20 protein-coding genes are annotated in these 20552 nt (G+C 64.6%); 3 read left to right on the top strand and 17 right to left on the bottom strand.

Annotated features, from left to right (window positions below; translation table 11 throughout):
• Positions 1-24: 24 nt before the first annotated feature.
• The 17 genes from B5V03_RS08980 to B5V03_RS09060 all read right to left on the bottom strand — a co-directional run bounded on the left by B5V03_RS08980 (position 25) and on the right by B5V03_RS09060 (position 15491).
• Positions 25-1395, bottom strand: a complete 1371-nt coding sequence (locus B5V03_RS08980; RefSeq protein ID WP_129269252.1) for a TIGR03808 family TAT-translocated repetitive protein — start codon at positions 1393-1395, stop codon at positions 25-27.
• A 200-nt stretch (positions 1396-1595) separates the two neighbouring features.
• Complete coding sequence (locus B5V03_RS08985; RefSeq protein WP_129269254.1) at positions 1596-2252, bottom strand: pyroglutamyl-peptidase I; 657 nt, start codon at positions 2250-2252, stop codon at positions 1596-1598.
• On the bottom strand, positions 2249-3235 hold the full coding sequence (meaB, locus tag B5V03_RS08990; protein WP_206736130.1) for a methylmalonyl Co-A mutase-associated GTPase MeaB: 987 nt from the start codon (positions 3233-3235) through the stop codon (positions 2249-2251). The genes B5V03_RS08985 and meaB overlap by 4 nt, the downstream gene beginning before the upstream one ends.
• A gap of 21 nt (positions 3236-3256) precedes the next feature.
• The gene (locus B5V03_RS08995) at positions 3257-3601 is read right to left on the bottom strand and encodes a HepT-like ribonuclease domain-containing protein (RefSeq protein ID WP_129269258.1); all 345 of its coding nucleotides are present in this window, start codon (positions 3599-3601) and stop codon (positions 3257-3259) included.
• Complete coding sequence (locus B5V03_RS09000) at positions 3602-3916, bottom strand: nucleotidyltransferase family protein (RefSeq protein ID WP_129269260.1); 315 nt, start codon at positions 3914-3916, stop codon at positions 3602-3604.
• A gap of 56 nt (positions 3917-3972) precedes the next feature.
• Complete coding sequence (locus tag B5V03_RS09005; RefSeq protein ID WP_129269262.1) at positions 3973-5484, bottom strand: tripartite tricarboxylate transporter permease; 1512 nt, start codon at positions 5482-5484, stop codon at positions 3973-3975.
• A 4-nt stretch (positions 5485-5488) separates the two neighbouring features.
• Entirely contained in the window at positions 5489-5995 is a 507-nt protein-coding gene (locus B5V03_RS09010; protein WP_129269264.1) for a tripartite tricarboxylate transporter TctB family protein, read from the bottom strand.
• 76 nt (positions 5996-6071) lie between these two features.
• A complete protein-coding gene (locus B5V03_RS09015; RefSeq protein ID WP_129269266.1) occupies positions 6072-7064 on the bottom strand; it encodes a tripartite tricarboxylate transporter substrate binding protein in 993 nt (330 codons plus the stop codon).
• A gap of 131 nt (positions 7065-7195) precedes the next feature.
• Positions 7196-7963: an RsiV family protein gene (locus B5V03_RS09020; protein WP_129269698.1), complete on the bottom strand. Its 768-nt coding sequence runs from the start codon at positions 7961-7963 to the stop codon at positions 7196-7198.
• A gap of 210 nt (positions 7964-8173) precedes the next feature.
• Positions 8174-10330, bottom strand: a complete 2157-nt coding sequence (scpA, locus tag B5V03_RS09025) for a methylmalonyl-CoA mutase (protein WP_129269268.1) — start codon at positions 10328-10330, stop codon at positions 8174-8176.
• Between the two features lie 23 nt (positions 10331-10353).
• Positions 10354-10818: a GFA family protein gene (locus B5V03_RS09030; protein ID WP_129269270.1), complete on the bottom strand. Its 465-nt coding sequence runs from the start codon at positions 10816-10818 to the stop codon at positions 10354-10356.
• Positions 10815-12686, bottom strand: coding sequence for a methylmalonyl-CoA mutase family protein (locus B5V03_RS09035; protein WP_129269272.1), 1872 nt, complete (start codon positions 12684-12686; stop codon positions 10815-10817). The genes B5V03_RS09030 and B5V03_RS09035 overlap by 4 nt, the downstream gene beginning before the upstream one ends.
• 81 nt (positions 12687-12767) lie before the next feature.
• Entirely contained in the window at positions 12768-13259 is a 492-nt protein-coding gene (gene folK / locus B5V03_RS09040; protein WP_129269274.1) for a 2-amino-4-hydroxy-6-hydroxymethyldihydropteridine diphosphokinase, read from the bottom strand.
• A gap of 1 nt (position 13260) precedes the next feature.
• Complete coding sequence (folB, locus tag B5V03_RS09045; protein ID WP_129269276.1) at positions 13261-13629, bottom strand: dihydroneopterin aldolase; 369 nt, start codon at positions 13627-13629, stop codon at positions 13261-13263.
• A complete protein-coding gene (folP, locus tag B5V03_RS09050) occupies positions 13626-14498 on the bottom strand; it encodes a dihydropteroate synthase (protein WP_129269278.1) in 873 nt (290 codons plus the stop codon). The genes folB and folP overlap by 4 nt, the downstream gene beginning before the upstream one ends.
• Before the next feature lie 193 nt (positions 14499-14691).
• The gene (locus B5V03_RS09055) at positions 14692-15099 is read right to left on the bottom strand and encodes a DUF4332 domain-containing protein (protein WP_129269280.1); all 408 of its coding nucleotides are present in this window, start codon (positions 15097-15099) and stop codon (positions 14692-14694) included.
• Positions 15100-15125: 26 nt separating this feature from the next.
• The gene (locus B5V03_RS09060; RefSeq protein WP_129269282.1) at positions 15126-15491 is read right to left on the bottom strand and encodes a DUF2267 domain-containing protein; all 366 of its coding nucleotides are present in this window, start codon (positions 15489-15491) and stop codon (positions 15126-15128) included.
• Between the two features lie 349 nt (positions 15492-15840).
• Between B5V03_RS09060 and B5V03_RS09065 the strand changes: the two genes are divergently transcribed.
• The 3 genes from B5V03_RS09065 (at position 15841) to B5V03_RS09075 (ending at position 20351) form a co-directional block, all read left to right on the top strand.
• Positions 15841-17463 carry a helicase HerA-like domain-containing protein gene (locus tag B5V03_RS09065; protein ID WP_129269284.1) on the top strand — a complete coding sequence of 541 codons (1623 nt, stop codon included), beginning with the start codon at positions 15841-15843 and terminating at the stop codon, positions 17461-17463.
• Between the two features lie 130 nt (positions 17464-17593).
• The gene (locus B5V03_RS09070; RefSeq protein WP_164987886.1) at positions 17594-18922 is read left to right on the top strand and encodes a glycosyltransferase family 87 protein; all 1329 of its coding nucleotides are present in this window, start codon (positions 17594-17596) and stop codon (positions 18920-18922) included.
• A gap of 34 nt (positions 18923-18956) precedes the next feature.
• Positions 18957-20351 (top strand): M20/M25/M40 family metallo-hydrolase, encoded by a 1395-nt coding sequence (locus B5V03_RS09075; RefSeq protein WP_129269286.1) that lies wholly within the window; start codon positions 18957-18959, stop codon positions 20349-20351.
• Positions 20352-20552 lie beyond the last annotated feature (201 nt).

Below are 20552 nucleotides of genomic sequence, written 5' to 3' on the forward strand. Positions count from 1 at the left end.
GGAGCTGGACGCGAGGGCGGGTGCCTACCGCCGCACCGCATTCCCGCCGATCACGACCTGCGCAAACCGCTGCGCGCCGTCCGCTGACAGATCCGACGTCACGGCGCGCGCGTGGTCGAGCCCGACAACGGCGCCGCGCGGGGTTTCCGAGATCATGTTGTTGTTGACGAGCGCGGTGCCGGCGCCAGGCACCACGGAGACGCCGATGCCGGCCAGGGCCTTGCGGATCACATTGCCGGTGATTGCGACGTCGCGCAGATATCTGCCCCAGCCGGCGACGATGCCATAGGACGGCGCGTTCTCGATGACGTTGCCGGTCACGGAGCTGTCAGCCTCGATGTAGATGCCGACGCCGGCATCGTCATCAGGCGCGGTGCTGATCGGCCGTTTCGGGATCAGATTGCGGATGATGTTGCCCTGGACCACCGCGATGCGGCCGCCCTCGTTGAAATTGCAGACGGAGACGCCGACGGCGGCGCCATCCACGGTATTGTTGGCGATCACGGCGGCCTCGAATGCGAACTCCGAATAGAGGGCGACCTCGCGCACGTCGCTGACGCTGTTGCCTGATATGTGGATGTTGGAAGCCGAATTGCCGCGCACGGCCGAGTAATCACAGTTCTTGATACGGTTGCCACGCACGATGACATTGCCGGCACGGAACGCGTTGATGGCGTTGCCGTACTGGCCGGAGCCTCCGGGCCCGGCCTTGATGTCCTCGATGCGGTTATCAGCGACCAGCGTGCCGTCGTCGCCGATCGCGGTGCGCAGGATCTCGATGCCGTTGTCATTGGTGCCGATGATGGTGTTACGGGACACGCTGAGGCCCCTGGCGTCGAACGAGACCACCGCCGTCACCGCGATGTTGGTAAAGATGTTGCCGGAGACATCGCCGGACACCTGCTCCAGCCAGATGCCGCTGCCGCCCGAGCCGGTGATCTCGCAATCGGTGATGCGGACGTCACGCCCGCCGAGCACATGGATCAGCCCGCGCCGCGTCGGCAGCGGCACGCCGCCGCCGTCGAAGGTGATGCCGGTGAGGCCGATGGAGTCGGAACCGTCGCTCTGGATCGCGGATGCCCCGCCGGTGAAGACGAGTTTCGTCGCGCCGCGCACGCCGATCAATTGTGCCCCGTTGGGCAGCCGCAGCAGTCCGGTACGGTAGATGCCCGGCGGCAGCGCCAGCGGCATCTGCGCCCGCGCGGCCTCGTCGATGGCGCGCTGGAGCGCGCGCGTCTGATCCTCGCTGCTGCCGGGCCGCACGCCGTATTGCGTGGCATCGCGGCCGAGCAGCGGTGTCAGCGGTGCCGCGCGCGCGGCGTTGACCGGCATGGCGAGCGCGCCGGCAATGCCGACGGTGGAAGCTCCGATGAGATGGCGGCGATTGAGGTCCATGACGCGTCCTCCGGCGGACGCGGGGGTCCGCAGCGGACTAGGTAGCGCAGGGCGGCGGGTGCGGTGAGGATTGTTCGCGGTAGGGTTAAATCTTTACCGCAGAGACGGTGCCGTAGGGTGGGCAAAGCGCAGCGTGCCTACGAATCTCGTCATGAACGCAGGCAGATGGTGGGCACGGCGCGAGCGCGCCTTTGCCGACCCTACGAGACCGGTGTGCTCCGCGTCTTCCTTGCCAATCCCACCATCTCCATCAACATCGCTTCCCCCGCATCCACCAGTTCCTCCAGCGTGATGCGCGGCGCGCCCTTGCGTCGCACCCCGCCGCTGCGCGCAAGCAGGGGGATATGAATAAACGCCGCAAGCTTTGGTCCGCCGGCCCGCACGTTTTCGATCGCGCGCCAGCTCAGGTAATTGCAGAGATAGGCTCCGGCATCGCGCGAGGCGCGCGCGTCGATGCCGGTGAGGCGCGCGGCACGCAGCAGTTTTGCCGTATGCGGGCCGAACATCATCGCGTCCGCATGGCCTTCGATGCCGCGCTTGCTGGAGCGGGTGTTGGCGGCATCGGGCCAGAGCATGGTGACCGCGTTGCGCGCGCGGGTCTCGATGCGCAAATAAGGCGTGCGGGCGGCGAGGCCGAACATCAACAGCGCGTCCGGTTGCTCTTTCGCGAGCACCTCGGGCAATTGCCGGTCGACCGCGGCATAGGTGACCGGAAAAATGTGGCTGGCGATCGCGACATCGTCGAGTGCCGGTCGGCGCAGTTGCGCCAGCCGCACCACCAACGGCTGCGTGGGATTATAGGGCGCGCCGGGAAACGGTCCGAAGCCGGTCAGAAGAATGCGGAGCTTTTCGCTCATTGCAGCAACTCCAGGATCTTCTCGGCGGCAAGCGCCGGTGTGAGATGGCCTTCGGCGACTTCAGTCTCGATCTTCTTGACCTTCATCCGCACCGATGCCTCGCTGCGCAGCCGCGCCAGCATCCGTTGCTCCAGCATCGACCACATCCACTTGACCTGCTGGTCGCGCCGCCGCATGGCAAAGTCGCCGGACGCGTTCATCGCCTTGCGGTGATCGAGCACCTTCTGCCACAGCTCGGCGATGCCGGTGCCGGCCAGCGCGGAGTAGGTGACAACAGGCGGATGCCAATGCTCGGACCGCGGCGTCAAAATATGCAGCGCGCCGCGATAGTCGGCGGCGGTGATGTTGGCGCGCTTGAGGTTGTCACCGTCGGCCTTGTTGATCGCGATCATATCGGCGAGCTCGACCAGGCCCTTCTTGATGCCTTGCAGCTCGTCGCCGCCGCCCGGCAGCATCAGGCCCAGGAAGAAATCGGTCATGTCGCAGACCGCCGTCTCGGACTGGCCGATACCGACGGTCTCGACCAGCACGACGCCGAAGCCAGCCGCTTCACAGAGCAGCATCGCCTCGCGCGTCTTGGCCGCGACGCCGCCGAGCGTGCCCGACGACGGCGACGGGCGGATGAAGGCATCGTCGGAGGCCGACAGCCGGGCCATCCGCGTCTTGTCACCAAGGATCGAGCCGCCGCTGCGCGCCGAGGACGGGTCGACCGCGAGCACCGCAACCTTGTGGCCCTGTTCGATGAGATAGCTGCCGAGCACATCGATGGTGGTGGATTTGCCGACGCCTGGCGACCCCGTGATGCCGACGCGAACCGCCTTGCCGGTGTCAGGGAGCAGCATCTGCACTAGCTCCCGCGCCAGCGCCTGGTGATCGCCGCGCCGGCTCTCCACCAGCGTGATGGCCCGCGCCAGCGCCGCGCGGCTGCCGGATCGCAAGTCACGGGCGAGGGATTTGATGTCGATGGATTTGCGATCAGTCATCATTGTCTTCGCGCGCCGTCGCTATCGGTCCGACGTGCGAACGAGTTCTTCTACGCTGGATTTCAAGGAAGGTAAGTGGTTTTGAAGGATGTCCCACACGAACTCGGCGTTGGTTGTATGGTAGGCGTGGCGCAGCAGATTTCCAAAGTCGATCAGTTTTTGCCAGTCGATGGCCGGCGTGGCTTGCTTCATTTCACTTGGGATCGATCGTGATGCCTCGCAGACGATTTCGAGAAGCCGCTCAGTGGCCAATCGCGTCATTCGATCCGAGGTAAATCGATCGAACGTGGCGCCGTGCAGGATATCCTCAATTTGAGTGATGGCTTCGAGGATGTCCCGCAGCCGGTCTTCTGCGGTCGGCGGCATTCAGAAAACCTCGACCAGATCGTCCGCGATCCGCTCGGCTACGCGCGGCTTCAAGAGGTCGCGGATCGAAATCTGCACACCGATCCCGATATGGTCCTCGATCATGTGCTGGACGGCGAAATAGTCGAACCGTTGCGCCCCGTCTCGGGGTCTTGTTTCGATCAGGATGTCAAGATCACTATCCGGACGTGCGTCGCCACGCGCGCGCGAACCGAACACATAAAGCCGGGTCACGCCCGCAGCCCTGAGGGCAGGGGTAATATCCCCTAGCTTCCCAACTATGGCCTGGAGCGGGATGTCGGTGACTTCGGTCATGCCAAAATACTAGCACAAGAACACCAGTTAACCCAATACTCTGGCTGTGGCCGATATCACCCGCCCGTTGCCACCGCCGCCTGCGCCGGTTTCACCTTGCGCCAGACCCACACCATCACTGGCCAGAGCAGCGCGCCGATCGCCATGGCGGCGAGGATCGCCGCACCCGGGCGCTCGAAGAACGGCAAAATACTGCCATCCGACTTGATCAGCGACGTGACAAAGGCCTGCTCGACCATGGTGCCCATGACGATGCCGAGCACCATGGCGGCCACGGGATAGCCGTTGGCCTCCATCACATAGCCGATCACGCCGAAGGCGGCGACGGTGACGACGCCGAACATGTTGTTGCCGATCGCGAATGAGCCGACGGCGCAGCACAGCATGATGATCGGCATGATCGCCGAGCGCGGCGCCAGCAGGATGTAGGCGGCGACGCGGATCATGGCGATGCCGAGCGGGATCATCAAAATGTTCGCGATGATGAACATCAGATAGATCGCGTACATGCTCGACGCTTTCTCGGTGAACAGCGTCGGACCCGGGTTGAGGCCCTTCATGTAGAGCACGCCGATCGCGATCGCGGCGATGGTGTCGCCGGGGATACCGAACAGCAGCGAGGGCACCCAGCCCGACGCGATGCTGGCATTGTTGCTGGCGCCGGCCTCGACCAGGCCCTCGACATGGCCGGTGCCGAACTTTTCCGGCTCCTTGGAGAAGCGCTTGGACATCGCGTAGGAGACCCAGGCGGCCATGTCGGCGCCGGCGCCGGGCAGCACGCCGATGATGATGCCGACGATGTTCCCGCGCGTCATCTGCCAGTGGTACTTCTTGGTCAGCATCCACTGGCCGGCCATGATGCTTCCGAATTTTCGCCGCGGCAGCGGCGGCGGTTCGGGCGTCAGCATCGCGCGCATCACCTGCGCCACCGCGAACACGCCGACCAGCGCCGGGATCGGCTCGATGCCGCCGAACAGGTCGGTGATCCCGAAGGTGAAGCGCGGCACGCCGCCGGGATTCTCGATGCCGATGCAGGAGACCAGCAGGCCGAGGAACATGCCCGCGATCGCCTTCACCGGCGAGGAGCGCGCCACCAGCGTGGCGCACATCAGGCCGAGCAACGCCAGCCAGAAATATTCGAAAGTCGAGAACGACAGTGCGACCTCCGCGAGCGGCGGCGCCAGGATCATCAGCGACAGCACGCCGGCGATGCCGCCGACTGCGGAGAACCAGACGCCGGCCCCGAGCGCGAGCTCGGCCTGGCCCTTGCGCGTCATGGCATAGGCCTCGTCGGCATAGGCGGCGGAAGCGGGCGTGCCGGGAATGCGCAACAGCGCGCCGGGGATGTCGCCGGAGAAGATCGCCATCGAGGAGGCCGCGACGATGGTCGCGATCGCTGCGATCGGCGACAGATAGAAGGTGACGGGCACCAGCAGCGCGGTCGCCATCGTCGCCGACAGGCCCGGCAGCGAGCCGATGACGAGCCCGTACACGGAGGCTGCGAACATCGCGATGACCACCTCCCAAGTGGAGATCAGCGCGAACGCCTCAAGCAGGGTTTTCAGCATGGGATCACCAGGGCGTCGGCAGCAGGCCAGCGGGAAGCGGCACGCGCAGCAGCTTGCCGAAGATGAGGTGGATGGCGAAGGGCGAGAGTGCTGCGAGCGGCAGCGCCAGCTTCCACTTTGCTCCCAACGCGGTCGAGGTGACGTAGACTATGATCGCCGCGGTGATGATGAAGCCGAGCCGGTCCGCCGCGACGACATAGAACAGCAGCAGCGCCGGCGGCAGCAGCGCACGCAGGCCGTACAGCTTTCCTTGGAGTTTTCCTTGCGGCGGCGGGGCAACCGCGGCCAGGCCATCCTCGAGCGGGATCAGCTCTTCCTCCTCCTCGAAGGTGTGGCCGATGCCGAACACGATCGCGAGCCCGCACAGCGCGAGCCCGATGCCGATCACCAGCGGAAATACATTGGGCCCGACCGGCTGCCCCGGCACCGGCGGCAGCAGCCAGCCGCCATAGGCAGAGGCTGCGCCGAGCACGACGAGAAACGATCCCGTGACGGAGTCGGGAAGACGCATGGCGAGAGGTCCTATGAGTATCCTTCTCCCTCTCCCCGCAAGCGGGGAGAGGTGAACTGAGCGCCGCGGTGCCTGGTCACGCCTTGCTCAGGCCTGCGGCCTTCATCGCTTCGCCCATCTGGGCGTCGCCCTTGTCCATGAAGCCGGCGAAGTGGCCGGCATCGCCCCACACGATGCCGAAGCCGCGATTGCTCATGAAGTCTTTGAACTCGGCGGAGTCGTAGACCTTCTTCAGCGCCGCGGTGAGCTTCGTTGCGAGCTCCGGCGGCAGGTTCTTCGGCGCACCGATGCCGCGCCAGGCGCCGGTGGCGTAGTCTATGCCCATCGATTCCTTCAGCGTCGGCACGTCGGGGAAGATCGGATTGCGCGCCGGCGCCATGATGGCGAGGCTCCTCGCTTTGCCCGCTTCGATGATGGCGCGCGCTTCCGGCACCGAGCACGTCGTGAGATCGAGGCCGCCGGCAGCGAGATCCTGCATCGCCGGCGCGGCACCGTTCGACGGCACCCAGGCGACCTGGTTGGCGGGCAGGCCCATCGCCTGCATCCAGCCGACCAGCGCCAGGTGCCAGATGCCGCCCTGGCCGGTGCCGGAGGCCTTGAACTTGCCGGGAGGCGCGGCCTTGATCGCCTCGGCGAGCTCCTTCACCGTCTTGTAGGGCGAGGAGGAGGAGACCTGGATGCCGGGCGGATCCTCGTTCATCAAAGCGAGAGGCGTGTAGCTCCGCGGCGTCAGCTCGGTGAGGCCCTGCCAGTGCATCATCGAGATCTCGACCGTGAGCATGCCGATGGTGTAGCCGTCGGGCTGCGCGGTCGCGATCGCACTATGGCCGACCACGCCGGAGCCGCCGGTGCGATTGACCACGTTGAAGGGCTGGCCGAGATCCTTTTCCAGCAGGGCTGCGACAATGCGCGCAGTCGCGTCGGTGCCGCCGCCCGCGCCCCAGGGCACGATCACGGTGACCGGGCGGGCCGGATAGGCCTGTGCGCGTGCTGGTGTGAGGCCGAATGCGGCGGATGCCGCGACGGCCGCAGTTGAGGCCGCAAAGCTGCGGCGCGAAATCTTGGACATGAATGCCTCCCAGCGGCGCCCGTGACACCGGGCGCTCTTCTCAATGGCGGCATTCTAGTCGGCTTTGCGAGCTCGCTGCAAGATAGCGCTACCAGCGCGCCGTGAGCAATGTGTCGCTGCTCAAGCGTTGATCACTGCGGCTCTTCCGCATCGCCCTTCGGCCGTCCGCCGCCGAAGATGCGTGCGCCTTCCGCCGTGAGGTAAGGCTTCAGCGTCTCCCACGGCACGAATGCGACATATTCACCCTCGGCGTAAGGACCGACCGCGTAAGGCGGGTAATGGAACGTGAGCCCCGAACTCTTGCCCGCTTCCGTCGACGGCGCCAGCCTCACCGCGCCGATCTTGACGAGGCTCGGCTCCACGCTCTTGAACCATTCGTCGGTCGCGGTCTCGCTGGTGTCACGCTTCTTCTTCTCGCTCCTGAGCGAGACGATGATGGCCTTCACCATCGCCTTCATGGTCGGGCCGCCATCGGCGGTCTCGGCGAAGAACGGCCGGATCGAGATGCGCTTGTTCTCGGCCTTGTCCCACAGGATCGTGTTCACGTCCGAGTTCGGATGGGCGCCGTGGGTATCCATGTAGTCGTTGCGCAATACGCTGATGTAGCGATCGGCAACAACGGAGCGGATCGTGTATTTGCGCTCGAAATCCCAGCCGCCGTCCTTGAAGAACTGCGGGTCCTCCTTGCGCGAGGCGGCCGCATCAGCGGCGTTTTTGGCGAGCCATTTTTTGCCCTCGGCGAGGCAATCCGCCGCCAGTGCCGCGTCGGCCTTGATCTTGTCGTCGAGGAAGATTCGGGCGTCGATGCTCTTGGTCTTGACGGTGGCGTCAGGCTTGGGGGCGGCGGCGAGAGCAGGGGAAGCCAGCGCGATCGCAGCGATGGCCGAAAGGAGGGCGATGGTACGTGGGAGCGACCCCGCGCGCGCACGATGATATGTCACTTCAATATCCGTGAATTTCTGTTTCTATCCGGCCGGCACCGATGCGTCCGAGCGCAGTGATCGCAAGATGAACCGGCCCAGAACGCGGTGCGCGAACACCGGCTTGTGAAGATCAGTCCCGCCAACATGCCTGCCGGTTTGATGTCTGGAGGCCGAGCAACAACGGAATTACTCCGCCGCCTCGCTATGCCCGAGCCGGGCATTCAGCTTGCGGATCAGCTCCTCCGCCGCGTCCGCGATCACGGTCCCCGGCGGGAAGATCGCTTCGGCCCCGGCCGCATAGAGCGCATCGTAATCCTGCGGCGGCACCACGCCTCCGACGATGATCATGATGTCCTCGCGGCCCTGCTTCTTCAGCGCAGCCTTCAATTCAGGCACCGCGGTGAGGTGGGCGGCAGCGAGCGAAGAGACGCCGAGGATGTGCACGTCGTTCTCGACCGCTTGTCGCGCGGCTTCGTCGGCGGTCGCAAACAGCGGCCCGATATCGACGTCGAAGCCGATGTCGGCAAACGCAGACGCAATCACCTTCTGGCCGCGGTCGTGGCCGTCCTGGCCGATTTTTGCGACCAGGATGCGCGGGCGGCGGCCTTCAGCTTCCTCGAAGGCATCGATCAGCGCCTGAACCTTCTCGACCTGGTTGCCCATGCTGGATGCTTCCCGCTTGTAGACGCCGGTGATGGATTTGATCTCGGCGCGGTGGCGGCCGAACACCTTTTCCATCGCGTCCGAAATTTCGCCGACGGTCGCTTTCGCCCGCGCCGCGTCGATCGCGAGCGCCAACAGATTGCCGTTGCCTTCGCCCGCCGAGCGCGTGATCGCGGCAAGCGCCGCGTCGACGTCCTTCTGGTTGCGCTCGGATTTCAGCCGCGTCAGCTTGTCGATTTGCAAGCGCCGGACATTGGTGTTGTCGACCTTGAGAATGTCGATCGGAGCTTCGTCCGTCGGCCTGTACTTGTTGACGCCGATCACGGCCTGCTTGCCGGCATCGATCCGGGCCTGGGTCTTGGCCGAGGCCTCCTCGATGCGCAGTTTTGGCACGCCGGCCTCGATGGCCTTGGCCATGCCGCCGAGCTCCTCGACCTCCTGGATATGGCCCCAGGCCTTCGCGGCGAGGTCGCGCGTGAGGCGCTCGACATAATACGAGCCGCCCCAGGGATCGATGATCCGGGTGGTGCCGCTCTCCTGCTGCAGGAAGAGCTGGGTGTTGCGGGCGATGCGCGCCGAGAAATCGGTCGGCAGCGCCAAGGCCTCGTCGAGCGCGTTGGTGTGCAGCGACTGAGTATGGCCTTGGGTGGCCGCCATCGCCTCCACCGTCGTGCGCATCACGTTGTTGAAGACGTCCTGGGCGGTCAGCGACCAGCCCGAGGTCTGGCTATGCGTGCGCAGCGACAGCGAGCGCGGGTCCTTCGGATTGAACGGCTTCAGCAGCTTCGCCCAGAGCAGGCGCGCGGCGCGCAGCTTGGCGACCTCCATGAAGAAGTTCGTGCCGATCGCCCAGAAGAACGACAGCCGCGGCGCGAAGCGGTCGACGTCGAGACCCGCGGCAAGGCCGGCGCGCAGATATTCGACGCCATCGGCGAGCGTATAGGCGAGCTCGAGGTCCTGCGTCGCCCCGGCCTCCTGCATGTGATAGCCGGAGATCGAGATCGAATTGTATTTGGGCATCTTTTGAGACGTGTAGGCGAAGATGTCCGAGATGATCCGCATCGAGGGCGCGGGCGGATAGATATAGGTGTTGCGCACCATGAACTCTTTCAGAATGTCGTTCTGAATGGTGCCCGACAGCTTCTCCGGCGCCACGCCCTGTTCGCCCGCAGCCGCGACGTAGAGCGCGAGGATCGGCAGCACCGCGCCGTTCATGGTCATGGACACGCTCATCTGGTCGAGCGGAATGCCCGCAAACAGCGTGCGCATGTCGTAGATGGAATCGATCGCAACGCCGGCCATGCCGACGTCGCCGCCGACGCGCGGATGGTCAGAGTCATAGCCGCGATGGGTGGCGAGGTCGAAGGCGACCGACAGGCCCTTCTGTCCGGCCGCGAGATTGCGGCGGTAGAACGCGTTGGAATCCTCGGCCGTGGAGAAGCCGGCATATTGCCTGACGGTCCAGGGCTGGTTGACATACATGGTCGGGTAGGGGCCGCGCAGATAGGGCGCGATGCCCGGATAGGTCTCGAGGAAATCGAGCCCGGCGAGATCGGCCTCGCCATAAGCGGGTTTCACCAGAATGCCCTCGGGCGTCAGCCACGGCTCGGCGCTGCCTGACGGCGCAGCGGTAGCGGCGCGCTCGAACGCAACATCGGCGAAATTGGGAATGCGGCTCATGGTTTCAACCATATCATAGACGCTCAATCATGATCCGGATGCTGATGGCTGACGATGGTCGCCATCTTCTCCGGGCCGTAATTCTGCTGCGTGGTCTGGCTTGGCAGATTGGAGATCCCGACCACCCAGCCTAGGCGGGACTCGGTTCCGTATTGCCTTGTCGGCACCAGCCGGTCGGGGCGGTCGAAGGCGCCGGTCATGATCTCGATCCGCTCGCCGTCGATGCGGCCAAAACTGAGAGGCGTGCCGCAGGCGGCGCAATAGCCGCGGTCGGCGATCGAGGAGGAGCGAAAGAACGCCGGCTCGCCCTTGGTCCAGGCAAAATCGGTCCGGTTGATGTCGGCAAAGGAGGCGAACGGCGCACCGCTGGCCTTCTGGCACATCCGGCAATGGCAGATCGAAATCTTGTTCGGCGCGGCGGTCAGCGCAAAGCGCACTGCGCCGCATTGGCAGCCGCCGGTGAGAACGGGTTTGCTGGCCTCGGTCATGCCTGCTCCATCCGAACATAAGCGTCTTGCAGCGTGGCAAGCGCATCGCCGCCGGCGAAGACGAAGCCCGTGACGCCCGCTGCCCGCAGGACCGCCTCGGCCTCGGCCGGACGTCCCGCCAGATAGATATGTCGTGCGCCTGCAGTTTGCAGGGCCTTTGCAGCGGCTTCGGCGTGTTCCGCATAGACCTTGTCGCTGGAACAAAGGCAGGTGAGCCCGGCGCCGGAGGCCTTGAAGGCGGCCGCCAGCTTGGCTGGATCGGCAAAACCCTCGCTGTCCACGGCCTCGATGCCGCCGGCCTCGAAGAAGCTTTTTGCAAAAGTCGCGCGCGCGGTGAAATCGGCGGGCGTGCCGAGATTGGCCAGAAACACTTTTGGCCGGGCGCCGCGCGCCTTGAACGCAGCATCGGATTTGTCGCGCAGTGCCTCGAACGGTTCCGCCAGCCGGATCGGCGGCAGCGCGTCGAACTTGTATTTCTGCTCGCCGTAAGGTGCGAGCGCGATCGGTGTCGCCTTCAGCACCGTCGTCTCGCGCTCATGCAGGTTCGGAAACTCGCTGGCGCCGGTCAGCACGTCGCGGCGCTTTGCGATGTTGGCCTCACGCGCCTTTCGCGCGGCTGCGACCTTGTTCTGGAACACACCCTGCTGAAGCGCGGCAAAAGCGCCGCCGGCTTTTTCGCTGTCCTGGAACAGTGTCCAGGCGGCGTCGCAGAGCTGCGCCGTCAGTGTCTCGATGCCGCCGGCACCGGCCGCGGGATCGCTGACCTTGGCGAGGTTGCTTTCTTCCAGCAGCAGAAGTTGCGTGTTGCGTGCCACGCGCCGCGCGAACGGATCGGGCAGCCCGAGCGCCAGCGTATGCGGCAGCACGGTGATCGCGTTGGCACCGGCGAGTCCGGCCGCGAATGTCGCGATGGTCGCGCGCAGCATGTTCACATAGGGGTCGCGCTGCGTCAGCATGCGCCAGGCGGTATCGGCGGCGATGAACAGCGGCTTTGGCGTCAGCCCGCACGCCGTCTCGATGCGTGCCCACAAGAACCGCAGCGCGCGGAATTTGGCCATGGTCAAAAACTGGTCGGCGTCGGCAGAGAGCCGCGCATAGACCATGCCTTGCGCCTGCTCCAGCGGAACGCCGGCGCCTTCAATCGCGCGCAGATAAGCAACGCCGCAGGCGAGCACGAAAGCAAGCTCCTGCACCTCGGAGCCGCCAGCATCATGGATCACGCGGCCGTCAGCGGACGCGAACGGCCCCTTGAAGCCAAGCGCGGCGAGACCCTTGATGCCGCCGGTGACGGCAGGAGCGATTTCGTCCCAGGTATAAGGGCTGTGTCCCCACACCGCGCAAGCTGCAAGCGGATCGAGGCCGAAGCGGATGTTGCAGGCGGCGGGATCGAGGCCGTTGCTCTTCACATATTCCGCGACATGGATCGCCGCCATCCGCGATTGCGGCCCGATCTCGAGCTCGATCCCGATGCCGGCGTCGAGATGAATGTCCTTCAGCACCGTTGCGACCGCATCGGCCGAAGGTTCCAGGCCGAAACCGTAAGCCCCATTGGCGCCGGCGAACACCAGTGCGAGCCCCGTCGCGCCATTCTCGAGGTCCTGCAACGCCTGCGCATTCGCGGCCACCGCGTCGGGATGGTCGATCCGCTGCACGATCTGCCAGGGCGCTGCCGCAGACCGCCCCACCACGGGCGCAACGCCTGTGGCGCGCGGATAGAGCGGCTCGATCTTGAGTCCGTCATAAGTCTTGCCGACCAGCTTCTCGAACGGCGCGCCCTTCAGCACGCCGTCGACCAGCTTGCGCCAGTCTTCGACGGTCGCCTTGGGAAAATCGGCCGCCAGCGGCAGGTCGTCAGTCACGGAGGTCATGCGGCCAGGGGCTCCCAAAAATCTTGTTGTTCGCAGCCGAAATTGCCACGGCGGGCCGTCTCTGCAAACGGTTGTTTTTGGTTAACCGGTATCCCGAAGCCGCTCAATGCCTTGCGTCGAGACGCTGGCAAGCCCGTCACGCACACGAATGCCTGCGATGACGCGGTCGGGCGCGATTTCCGCCAGCGGCACCAGCACGAAGGCCCGCTCGAACAGGCGCGGATGCGGCAGGGTCAGGTCGGGCTTCTGAAACGACACATCGTCATAGGCGATCATGTCGAGATCGAGCGTGCGCGGGCCCCATTGCCGGTCCTTGTTGCGCGTGCGGCCGAATTTCTGCTCGACCTTCTGCATCACGAACAGCAGCGCGTGCGGATCGAGGCCGGTCTCGATCTCGACGCAGGCATTGACGAAAGGATCCTGATCCTCGTCGCCCCAGGGCGGGGTGCTGTAGTCCGAGGAGCGTGCGATCATTGCGGCTTGCGCCATGCCGCAGATATGGGCGATCGCCTTACGGAATGTCGCGCGGACATCGCCGACATTGCCGCCGAGTGCGATCAGCACGCTTGCCATGTCAGGGATGCCGCGAGCGCGTCAGCATGATGCCGACGTCGTCGAAGATCGCGGCGATCGGCGCATGCGGCTTGTGCACGGTGATCTTCACGGCGCGAATGCGCGGGAAGTGCGACAGAATGGCATCGGCCACCGCGCCGGCCGCGCGCTCCAAAAGCTTGTAATTGGTGTTCTTGAACGCCGCCGTCGTGGTCGCCACGACTTCGGCGTAGGACACGGTGTCGGCGAGCCGGTCACTGCGCGAAGGCTCCGACAGGTCGGTATAGAGTTCGAGGTCGATGACGAACCGCTGGCCGACCTCGGTCTCGTGCTCCATCACGCCATGGCGGGCGTGGATCGACAGGCCGGTGACGAAGATCGTATCGGTCATGGCTTGCTCTCTGGCTTGCTCTCGATTGCGTGCGCGACCCGCAGAGCCTGCAAGGTCTCGGCGACGTCATGGGTCCGGATGATCTTTGCGCCCTTCTGTGCGGCGATCAGATGCGCGGCGATCGAGCCGGCGAGCCGCTCCGATGGCTCCGATGGCGACACCGAGGCGATGAAGCGTTTTCGCGAGGCGCCGACCAGGATCGGCAGCCCGAACATGTCGAGCTCGCCGAGCCGCGCCAGCGCGATCATGCTCTGCTCGGCGGTCTTGCCGAAGCCGATGCCGGGATCGAGCACGATTTTTTCGCGCGCGATGCCCGCTTTCGCGGCGATATCCAGCGAGCGCAGGAAAAACGCTTTCATGTCGACGACGATGTCGATGGTGGGATCGACGCTGTCGCGGTTGTGCATGACGATGATTGGGACGCCTCTCGCCGCGACCAGCGGCGCCATGGCCGCATCGCGTTGCAGACCCCAGACGTCGTTGGCGATCGCTGCGCCCTGGTCGAGTGCGAAGGCGACCACGTCCGCCTTCATGCTGTCGATCGACACCGGCACACCGAGCGCTACCAGGCCTGCCAGCACCGGCTTCAGCCGGGCGAGCTCGTCCGCAGCGGTGACGGTCTTCGCGCCGGTGTAGGGCCGGGTGGATTCCGCGCCGATATCGATGATGTCGACGCCAGCCTCGATCATCGCCTGCGCCCGCTTCAGCGCCTGCTCGGGCGCGATGAACTGGCCGCCGTCGGAGAAGGAGTCCGGGGTGACGTTGAGCACGCCCATCACTGCCGGGATCGGTCGTTCCAGCAGTTTCCGCAACGTATCAGCCCCGGCCGAGCCGGCCGACGGGACGGATGGGGAGGGCGAGGCATTCATGCGGCTCGCTTTAGCGGTCGGGGAGGGGGAGTTCAAGACCAACACTCGACTGTCATTGCCCGCGAAAGCGGGCAAATCCAGTACTCCGAGGCAGTGTGGTGATACGGAGGAGCCGTGGCGTACTGGATACCCCGCCTTCGCGGGGTATGACACCGAGAGCTATGGCTGCAGGTCGGATGACGCGAGAGCGGCCCTAATACGTGATCTTCGGCGGCAGCTTCTTCGCCCTGGCGATGATGTCGCCGACCGACTTCTCCGACGGCAGGATGCGGACGAGCTTCTTCTTCTCGTTGGCGTCCCGCATGCTCTGGGCGAGCCTTGCCGGATTCCGATAGGCGAGCTCGCGCACGGTGGTGACGCCGGCGGCGCGGACGAGGCCGACCTTGGCGCGGCCCATCCCGGGGATGCGCATGTAGTCGGAGACGTTGGCCCATTCGAGCAATTGCTGCTCGCTGATGCCGGTCTTAGCGGAGAGCGCCTTGCGGCCCTTCACGGTCGAGGCCGCCTCGAGCAGCGCGTCGGTCGTGCGGATGCCTTGCGCCTTCAACTTGTTGGCGGCAAAGGCCGACAGGCCCTCAATCTCGGAAATCGGATATGTCATGATACTCGATATGAAATGCGAAAGCCTCAGGCGAACTGGCTGAGGCCGGGAGTCCCTGCAATGATCTTGCCCATCTGATCCGCTCCGATTTTGTCTCGGCCGAAGCGGAAAAGTTCACGGGCGATCGTCTGAATGTCGGACATGGCAAGTCCAAGGCCCATCAGGCGCGTGCCTACCGCCATCAGGCCGCCACCCATCAGCCGCGATAGTCCGCCGCCGCTCCTGGACGCCTCGATGGCTGCTTCAGCACCGGGAATCTGATCGATCAGGGCCTGGACGCTGTCGGAAGGACCCTCGTTGCGAAGGAAGCCCAGGATAATGCCGACGGTCTTTTCAGCCACAGCACCGTCTATGCTGGCGTTTGTCGCCAGCCGCCCGATCAGCTCGTCCATAAAGCTCGCCCCTCAGCCGGTTGCACGCCGGAGTATTTCTTCGAAAAACGATCTTGAGCCGGTGTGATGTGAAATTCAAGCGATGAACGCGACCAACGTTCCGATTCATTCTCGAACGCGCGGAAAGTGTTGCAGCGATGCAAGAGCGGAGATGGAATCGGCAAAAAATTGCCGCGGTGCGAACGCCTCGTTCCGACTTTTGTCTGATGTCGTCGGCTTCTTTTCCGACAATGTCGCATGTTCAGGGCATGTTGAACGGTTTTAATCGACACGCGACATGCGTTAAACTACGGAACTGGTGCATTTAGGTTTCAATACGCGAAACACGGCAGAGAGATCAGAGAGCATCATGACGGCACAGGACAGCAAGCTCGACGACACCGACGACAAGATCTTCGTCGGCAAGGGAGACGAGCAGGCATGGCTGACGCTCGCGCTCGCCAATCGCCACGGCCTCGTCACCGGTGCAACTGGAACCGGCAAGACCGTGACGCTGCAAGTCATGGCGGAAGGATTTGCGCGCGCCGGTGTCCCGGTCTTCGCGGCCGACATCAAGGGCGACCTCTCCGGCATCTCCGAGGTCGGCGAGGCCAAGGATTTTATTGTCAAGCGCGCCACCGAGATGGGGCTGACGTTCCAGCCTGATCAATTCTCCACGGTGTTCTGGGACGTGTTCGGTGAGCAGGGCCATCCGGTGCGGGCGACCGTCACGGAAATGGGGCCGCTGCTGCTCGCGCGCATGCTCGATCTGAACGATGTGCAGGAAGGCGTGCTCAACGTCGCCTTCCGCGTCGCCGACGACGCCGGACTGACCCTCATCGATATGAAGGATCTGCGCGCGTTGCTCGATGCCATCGTGCCCGACGCAGGCAAGAAGGCGGCGGACGCCGAGGAAAGTCCGCTTGCCGACATCAAGAAGGCGGCGCAGGGGTTTGGCAACGTCACCAAGGCCACCGTCGGCACCATCCAGCGCCAGTTGCTGGTGCTGGAGAATCAGGGCGCCTCCAAATTCTTCGGCGAGCCGGCGCTGACGCTGAAGGATTTCATGAAGACCGACCGCGACGGCCGCGGCATGGTCAACATCCTTGTTGCCGACAAGCTGCTTCAGAGTCCACGGCTTTACGCGACATTCCTGCTGTGGATGCTGTCGGAGCTGTTCGAGGAGCTACCTGAAGCGGGCGATCTGCCCAAGCCAAAACTGGTGTTCTTCTTCGACGAGGCGCATCTGTTGTTCAACGATGCGCCGAAGGCACTGATGGACAAGATCGAGCAGGTGGTGCGTCTGATCCGCTCCAAGGGTGTCGGCATCTACTTCGTGACGCAGAACCCGGTCGACGTTCCCGACCGCGTGCTCGGACAATTGGGCAACCGGGTGCAGCACGCGCTGCGCGCCTTCACCCCACGCGATCAGAAGGCGGTCGCCGCCGCGGCCCAGACCTTCCGCCCCAACCCGAAGCTCGACACCGCCAAGGTGATCATGGAGCTCGGCAAGGGCGAGGCACTGGTATCGTTCCTCGAAGGCAACGGCACGCCGGCGATGGTCGAGCGTGTCATGATCCGGCCGCCATCCGCCCGGATCGGGCCGATCACGCCGGAAGAGCGCAAGGCGATCATGGATGCAAGCCCTGTGAAGGGCAAATACGACACCGCCGTCGATGCAGAGTCAGCCTATGAGATGATCCAGAAGCGCATCGCCGGCACGGCGGCGACGGCGGATACCAGCGCGGTCGGCGGAGGTGGAGGCATCCTCGGCCAGATCGGCTCGATCGTCGGCACCATCTTCGGCACCAACGTCAAGCGGGGTCGCCTGTCGGCGGGCCAGGTCATCGCGCGCGACGTGACGCGATCGGTGACCAACCAGGTGATCGGAGGAATGGCGGCCAATGTCGGCAAGTCGGTTGCCGGCCAGCTCGGCGGCTCGATCGGCCGCACCCTGGTCCGCGGCGCGCTTGGCGGCCTGCTGCGGAGGTAGGCAAGTCAAGCCCTGTTTGGGGCAATTCGTCTGCCGGGGGCGAGCGCGCGACGGTACAAATTTGGGTGAGGGGGACTCTCCAAGCGTCCGCCGGTCTGCTACGTGCTACCTGTTGCCGACTGGACATAATGTGACATCACCGAATCTATCAGACAAACCGGGCGCACTCCGGACCTTCTCGCTGCATGCGCCGCTCGACCTGCTCTTCCTGCTCTGTTGCCTGATCCTGACCGCTGATGTTCTCGGTCCGGAGATCTTCGGCCACGGCAAGACCAAGGATTATGGGCTCTGGTATTGGGCCGGACAGCAGGTCTTGCAGGGAGGGCCGCTCTATCCCGGCGATGTCAGGGAGTACTTCGAGTTCATCTATCCGCCATTGCCCGCGATCCTGCTGGCGATCCCGAGCTGGTTCGGCAAGATCGCGCTCTACACCGTCCTGTCGATCCTGAATGTCGTGGCGTGGTGGTACACGGGCATGTTCTCCAATGCCATGACGGGATCGGGCCAACGGGCCGGCCCATGGCTGGAAGCGTTGCCGGCCTTGGTCACCGTGACCTTCGTGTTCGACATGTTCGACCTTGGCCAGCCGAACCTCGTCCTGCTCGCGATGATGCTGTGGGGCTTCTGGTGCTTGCAGCATCAGCGGGGCTGGCTCGCAGGCTTCCTGTTCGCGCTCGCCACCGCCATCAAGGTGTTTCCGATCGCGGTGCTGCCTTATCTCATCTGGCGGCGGCAGTGGGCGGCCGTGGTCGCGACCGTCGCCTTCACCGGCATCCTTCTTTATGTCGTGCCGGCGCCGATCCGCGGCTTCGAGCGCAACGCGGCCGAACTGAAGACCTGGTACCAGGGCATGGTCGGCACGAGCTCGGAAAAGGGCTTTGGCCAGCGCGACGAGCAGAACTGGTCGTGGGTCAACCAGTCCGTCATTGCGGTCACGCACCGCCTGGTCCGGCCGATCAACTACAATCAGGAAGATCCCAACAAGCCACCGCGCACGATGAACATCATCGACGTCGACTACAAGACGGCGAACTTGATCGTGCTCGCGGTGTCGGCGCTGCTCGGGCTAGGATTCCTCGCGGTGATGCCGCCGCAAGCGCGGCGGACGGCGCGCTCGGATGCCGAGGAGCTCGGCATCCTGTTCTGCCTCATGACGGTCGCCTCGCCTTTGGCGCGGCAATACTACTTCATGTGGCTGTTCTTCCCGATGACGGTGCTGATGCATCGTGCCGCCTTCGACGTGCGGCCGAATGTGCGTCTGGGAACCTGGCTGGCGCTGGGCGCGGCCGGCATCCTCATGCTGCTGGCGCTGCCGTGGTTTCCGAATGTCATCCAGGCCTGGGGCAACAACCTCATTGCCACGGCCATTCTTGCAGGTAGCCTCGCATGGCACATCCGCCATCCGCCGGTTGCTTCTGGCTCCGAGCCCGAGACGGCGCTAAAAGCCAAAGCATCTTGAACGACAAGACATCTTGAACGCAGGGAATCCGACCATGGCCAATCCGCAGCTTCAATCCGTGCTCGACCACATCGACAAGGATTTTGACAACAGCCTGGAGCGTCTGTTCTCGCTGTTGCGGATCAAGTCGATCTCCGCCGATCCGGCCTTTGCCGGAGATTGCAAGGCGGCCGCCGAGCATCTCGCCAAGGATATCGCGAGCCTCGGTGTCGCAACCGAAGTGCGCGCCACCGCCGGCCATCCCGCCATCGTCGGCAAGACCAACGCAGGCGGCCGCCCGCACGTCATCTTCTACGGCCATTACGATGTGCAGCCGGTCGATCCGGAAAATCTCTGGAATCGTCCGCCGTTCGAGCCCGTGGTCACCGATCATGCCGACGGCCGCAAGATCATCGTCGCCCGCGGCGCCGAGGACGACAAGGGCCAGGTCATGACCTTCGTCGAGGCCTGCCGCGCCTGGAAGAAGGTGACGGGTTCGCTGCCGATCGACATCACCTTCCTGATCGAAGGCGAGGAAGAAGTCGGCTCGAAGAACTTTGTCCCGTTCATCGAGGCCAACAAGGACGAGTTCAAAGCGGATTACGTGCTCGTGTGCGACACCGGCATGTGGGACCGCAACACGCCGGCGATCACGACGTCGCTGCGCGGCCTGCTCTATGAAGAGCTGAAGATCACGGCTGCCAATCGCGATCTGCATTCCGGCGTGTTCGGCGGCAGCGCGATGAACCCGATCCGGGTTCTCACGAAGATTCTCGGCGGGCTGTTCGATGACGACAACCGCATCACCATCCCCGGCTTCTATGACGGCGTGCAGGATCTGCCGCCCGACATCCTGGAGCAGTGGAAGAAGCTCAATCTCACGCCGGAGATGTTCTTGAAGCCGATCGGGCTGTCGATCCCGGCCGGCGAGAAGGGCCGGCTGCTGATCGAGCAGGCGTCCTCGCGTCCGACCTGCGACGTCAACGGCATCTGGGGCGGCTATATCGGCGAAGGCTCCAAGACGGTGATCCCGTCGCACGCCTCGGCAAAGGTTTCGTTCCGTCTGGTCGAAGGGCAGGACCCGCAGAAGATCCGCAAGGCTTTTCGCGACTACGTGACCGCGCGGCTCCCGGGTGACTGCAAGGTCGAGTTCGGCGATCATTCCGCCGCACCCGCCGTCGCGCTCGACTGGAACATGAAGCCGCTTGCGGCCGCCAGCAAGGCGCTGTCGGAGGAATGGGGCAAGGAGACCGTGCTGATGGGCTCCGGCGCCTCGATCCCGATCGTCGCCGATTTCAAGCGCACGCTGGGCCTGGACTCGCTGCTGGTCGGCTTCGGTCTCGACGACGACAACATCCACTCGCCGAACGAGAAATACGACCTCCGCAGCTTCCAGAAGGGCATCCGCTCCTGGGCCCGGATTCTCGCGGCGCTGGCCGAGGTGAAGTAGAGGCGGCGGTGCCGTAAGGTGGGCAAAGGCGCAAAGCGCCGTGCCCACCATCTCTCCCCGATCGCGACGAAGACGTGGGCACGCTTCGCTTTGCCCACCCTACGAGACCTTCATCCGTCATTGCGAGCGAAGCGAAGCAATCCAGAAATCCCTCCGCGGAGACAGTCTGGATTGCTTCGTCGCATCAGCGCAAAATTGCTT

It is taken from the genome of Bradyrhizobium betae (assembly GCF_004123905.1).
GTDB classification, from domain to species: Bacteria; Pseudomonadota; Alphaproteobacteria; order Rhizobiales; family Xanthobacteraceae; genus Bradyrhizobium; species Bradyrhizobium betae_A.

Excerpts from the sequence above, each read along its gene's own strand:
- B5V03_RS09000 (WP_129269260.1), bottom strand. The coding sequence starts at position 3,916 with ATGACCGAAGTCACCGACATCCCGCTCCAGGCCATAGTTGGGAAGCTA.
- B5V03_RS08985 (WP_129269254.1), bottom strand. The coding sequence starts at position 2,252 with ATGAGCGAAAAGCTCCGCATTCTTCTGACCGGCTTCGGACCGTTTCCC.
- meaB (WP_206736130.1), bottom strand. The coding sequence starts at position 3,235 with ATGACTGATCGCAAATCCATCGACATCAAATCCCTCGCCCGTGACTTG.
- B5V03_RS09065 (WP_129269284.1), top strand. The coding sequence starts at position 15,841 with ATGACGGCACAGGACAGCAAGCTCGACGACACCGACGACAAGATCTTC.
- B5V03_RS09075 (WP_129269286.1), top strand. The coding sequence starts at position 18,957 with ATGGCCAATCCGCAGCTTCAATCCGTGCTCGACCACATCGACAAGGAT.
- B5V03_RS09030 (WP_129269270.1), bottom strand. The coding sequence starts at position 10,818 with ATGACCGAGGCCAGCAAACCCGTTCTCACCGGCGGCTGCCAATGCGGC.
- folP (WP_129269278.1), bottom strand. The coding sequence starts at position 14,498 with ATGAATGCCTCGCCCTCCCCATCCGTCCCGTCGGCCGGCTCGGCCGGG.
- scpA (WP_129269268.1), bottom strand. The coding sequence starts at position 10,330 with ATGAGCCGCATTCCCAATTTCGCCGATGTTGCGTTCGAGCGCGCCGCT.
- B5V03_RS08980 (WP_129269252.1), bottom strand. The coding sequence starts at position 1,395 with ATGGACCTCAATCGCCGCCATCTCATCGGAGCTTCCACCGTCGGCATT.
- folB (WP_129269276.1), bottom strand. The coding sequence starts at position 13,629 with ATGACCGATACGATCTTCGTCACCGGCCTGTCGATCCACGCCCGCCAT.
- B5V03_RS09015 (WP_129269266.1), bottom strand. The coding sequence starts at position 7,064 with ATGTCCAAGATTTCGCGCCGCAGCTTTGCGGCCTCAACTGCGGCCGTC.
- B5V03_RS09035 (WP_129269272.1), bottom strand. The coding sequence starts at position 12,686 with ATGACCTCCGTGACTGACGACCTGCCGCTGGCGGCCGATTTTCCCAAG.
- B5V03_RS09010 (WP_129269264.1), bottom strand. The coding sequence starts at position 5,995 with ATGCGTCTTCCCGACTCCGTCACGGGATCGTTTCTCGTCGTGCTCGGC.
- B5V03_RS08995 (WP_129269258.1), bottom strand. The coding sequence starts at position 3,601 with ATGCCGCCGACCGCAGAAGACCGGCTGCGGGACATCCTCGAAGCCATC.
- folK (WP_129269274.1), bottom strand. The coding sequence starts at position 13,259 with ATGGCAAGCGTGCTGATCGCACTCGGCGGCAATGTCGGCGATGTCCGC.
- B5V03_RS09005 (WP_129269262.1), bottom strand. The coding sequence starts at position 5,484 with ATGCTGAAAACCCTGCTTGAGGCGTTCGCGCTGATCTCCACTTGGGAG.
- B5V03_RS09060 (WP_129269282.1), bottom strand. The coding sequence starts at position 15,491 with ATGGACGAGCTGATCGGGCGGCTGGCGACAAACGCCAGCATAGACGGT.
- B5V03_RS09055 (WP_129269280.1), bottom strand. The coding sequence starts at position 15,099 with ATGACATATCCGATTTCCGAGATTGAGGGCCTGTCGGCCTTTGCCGCC.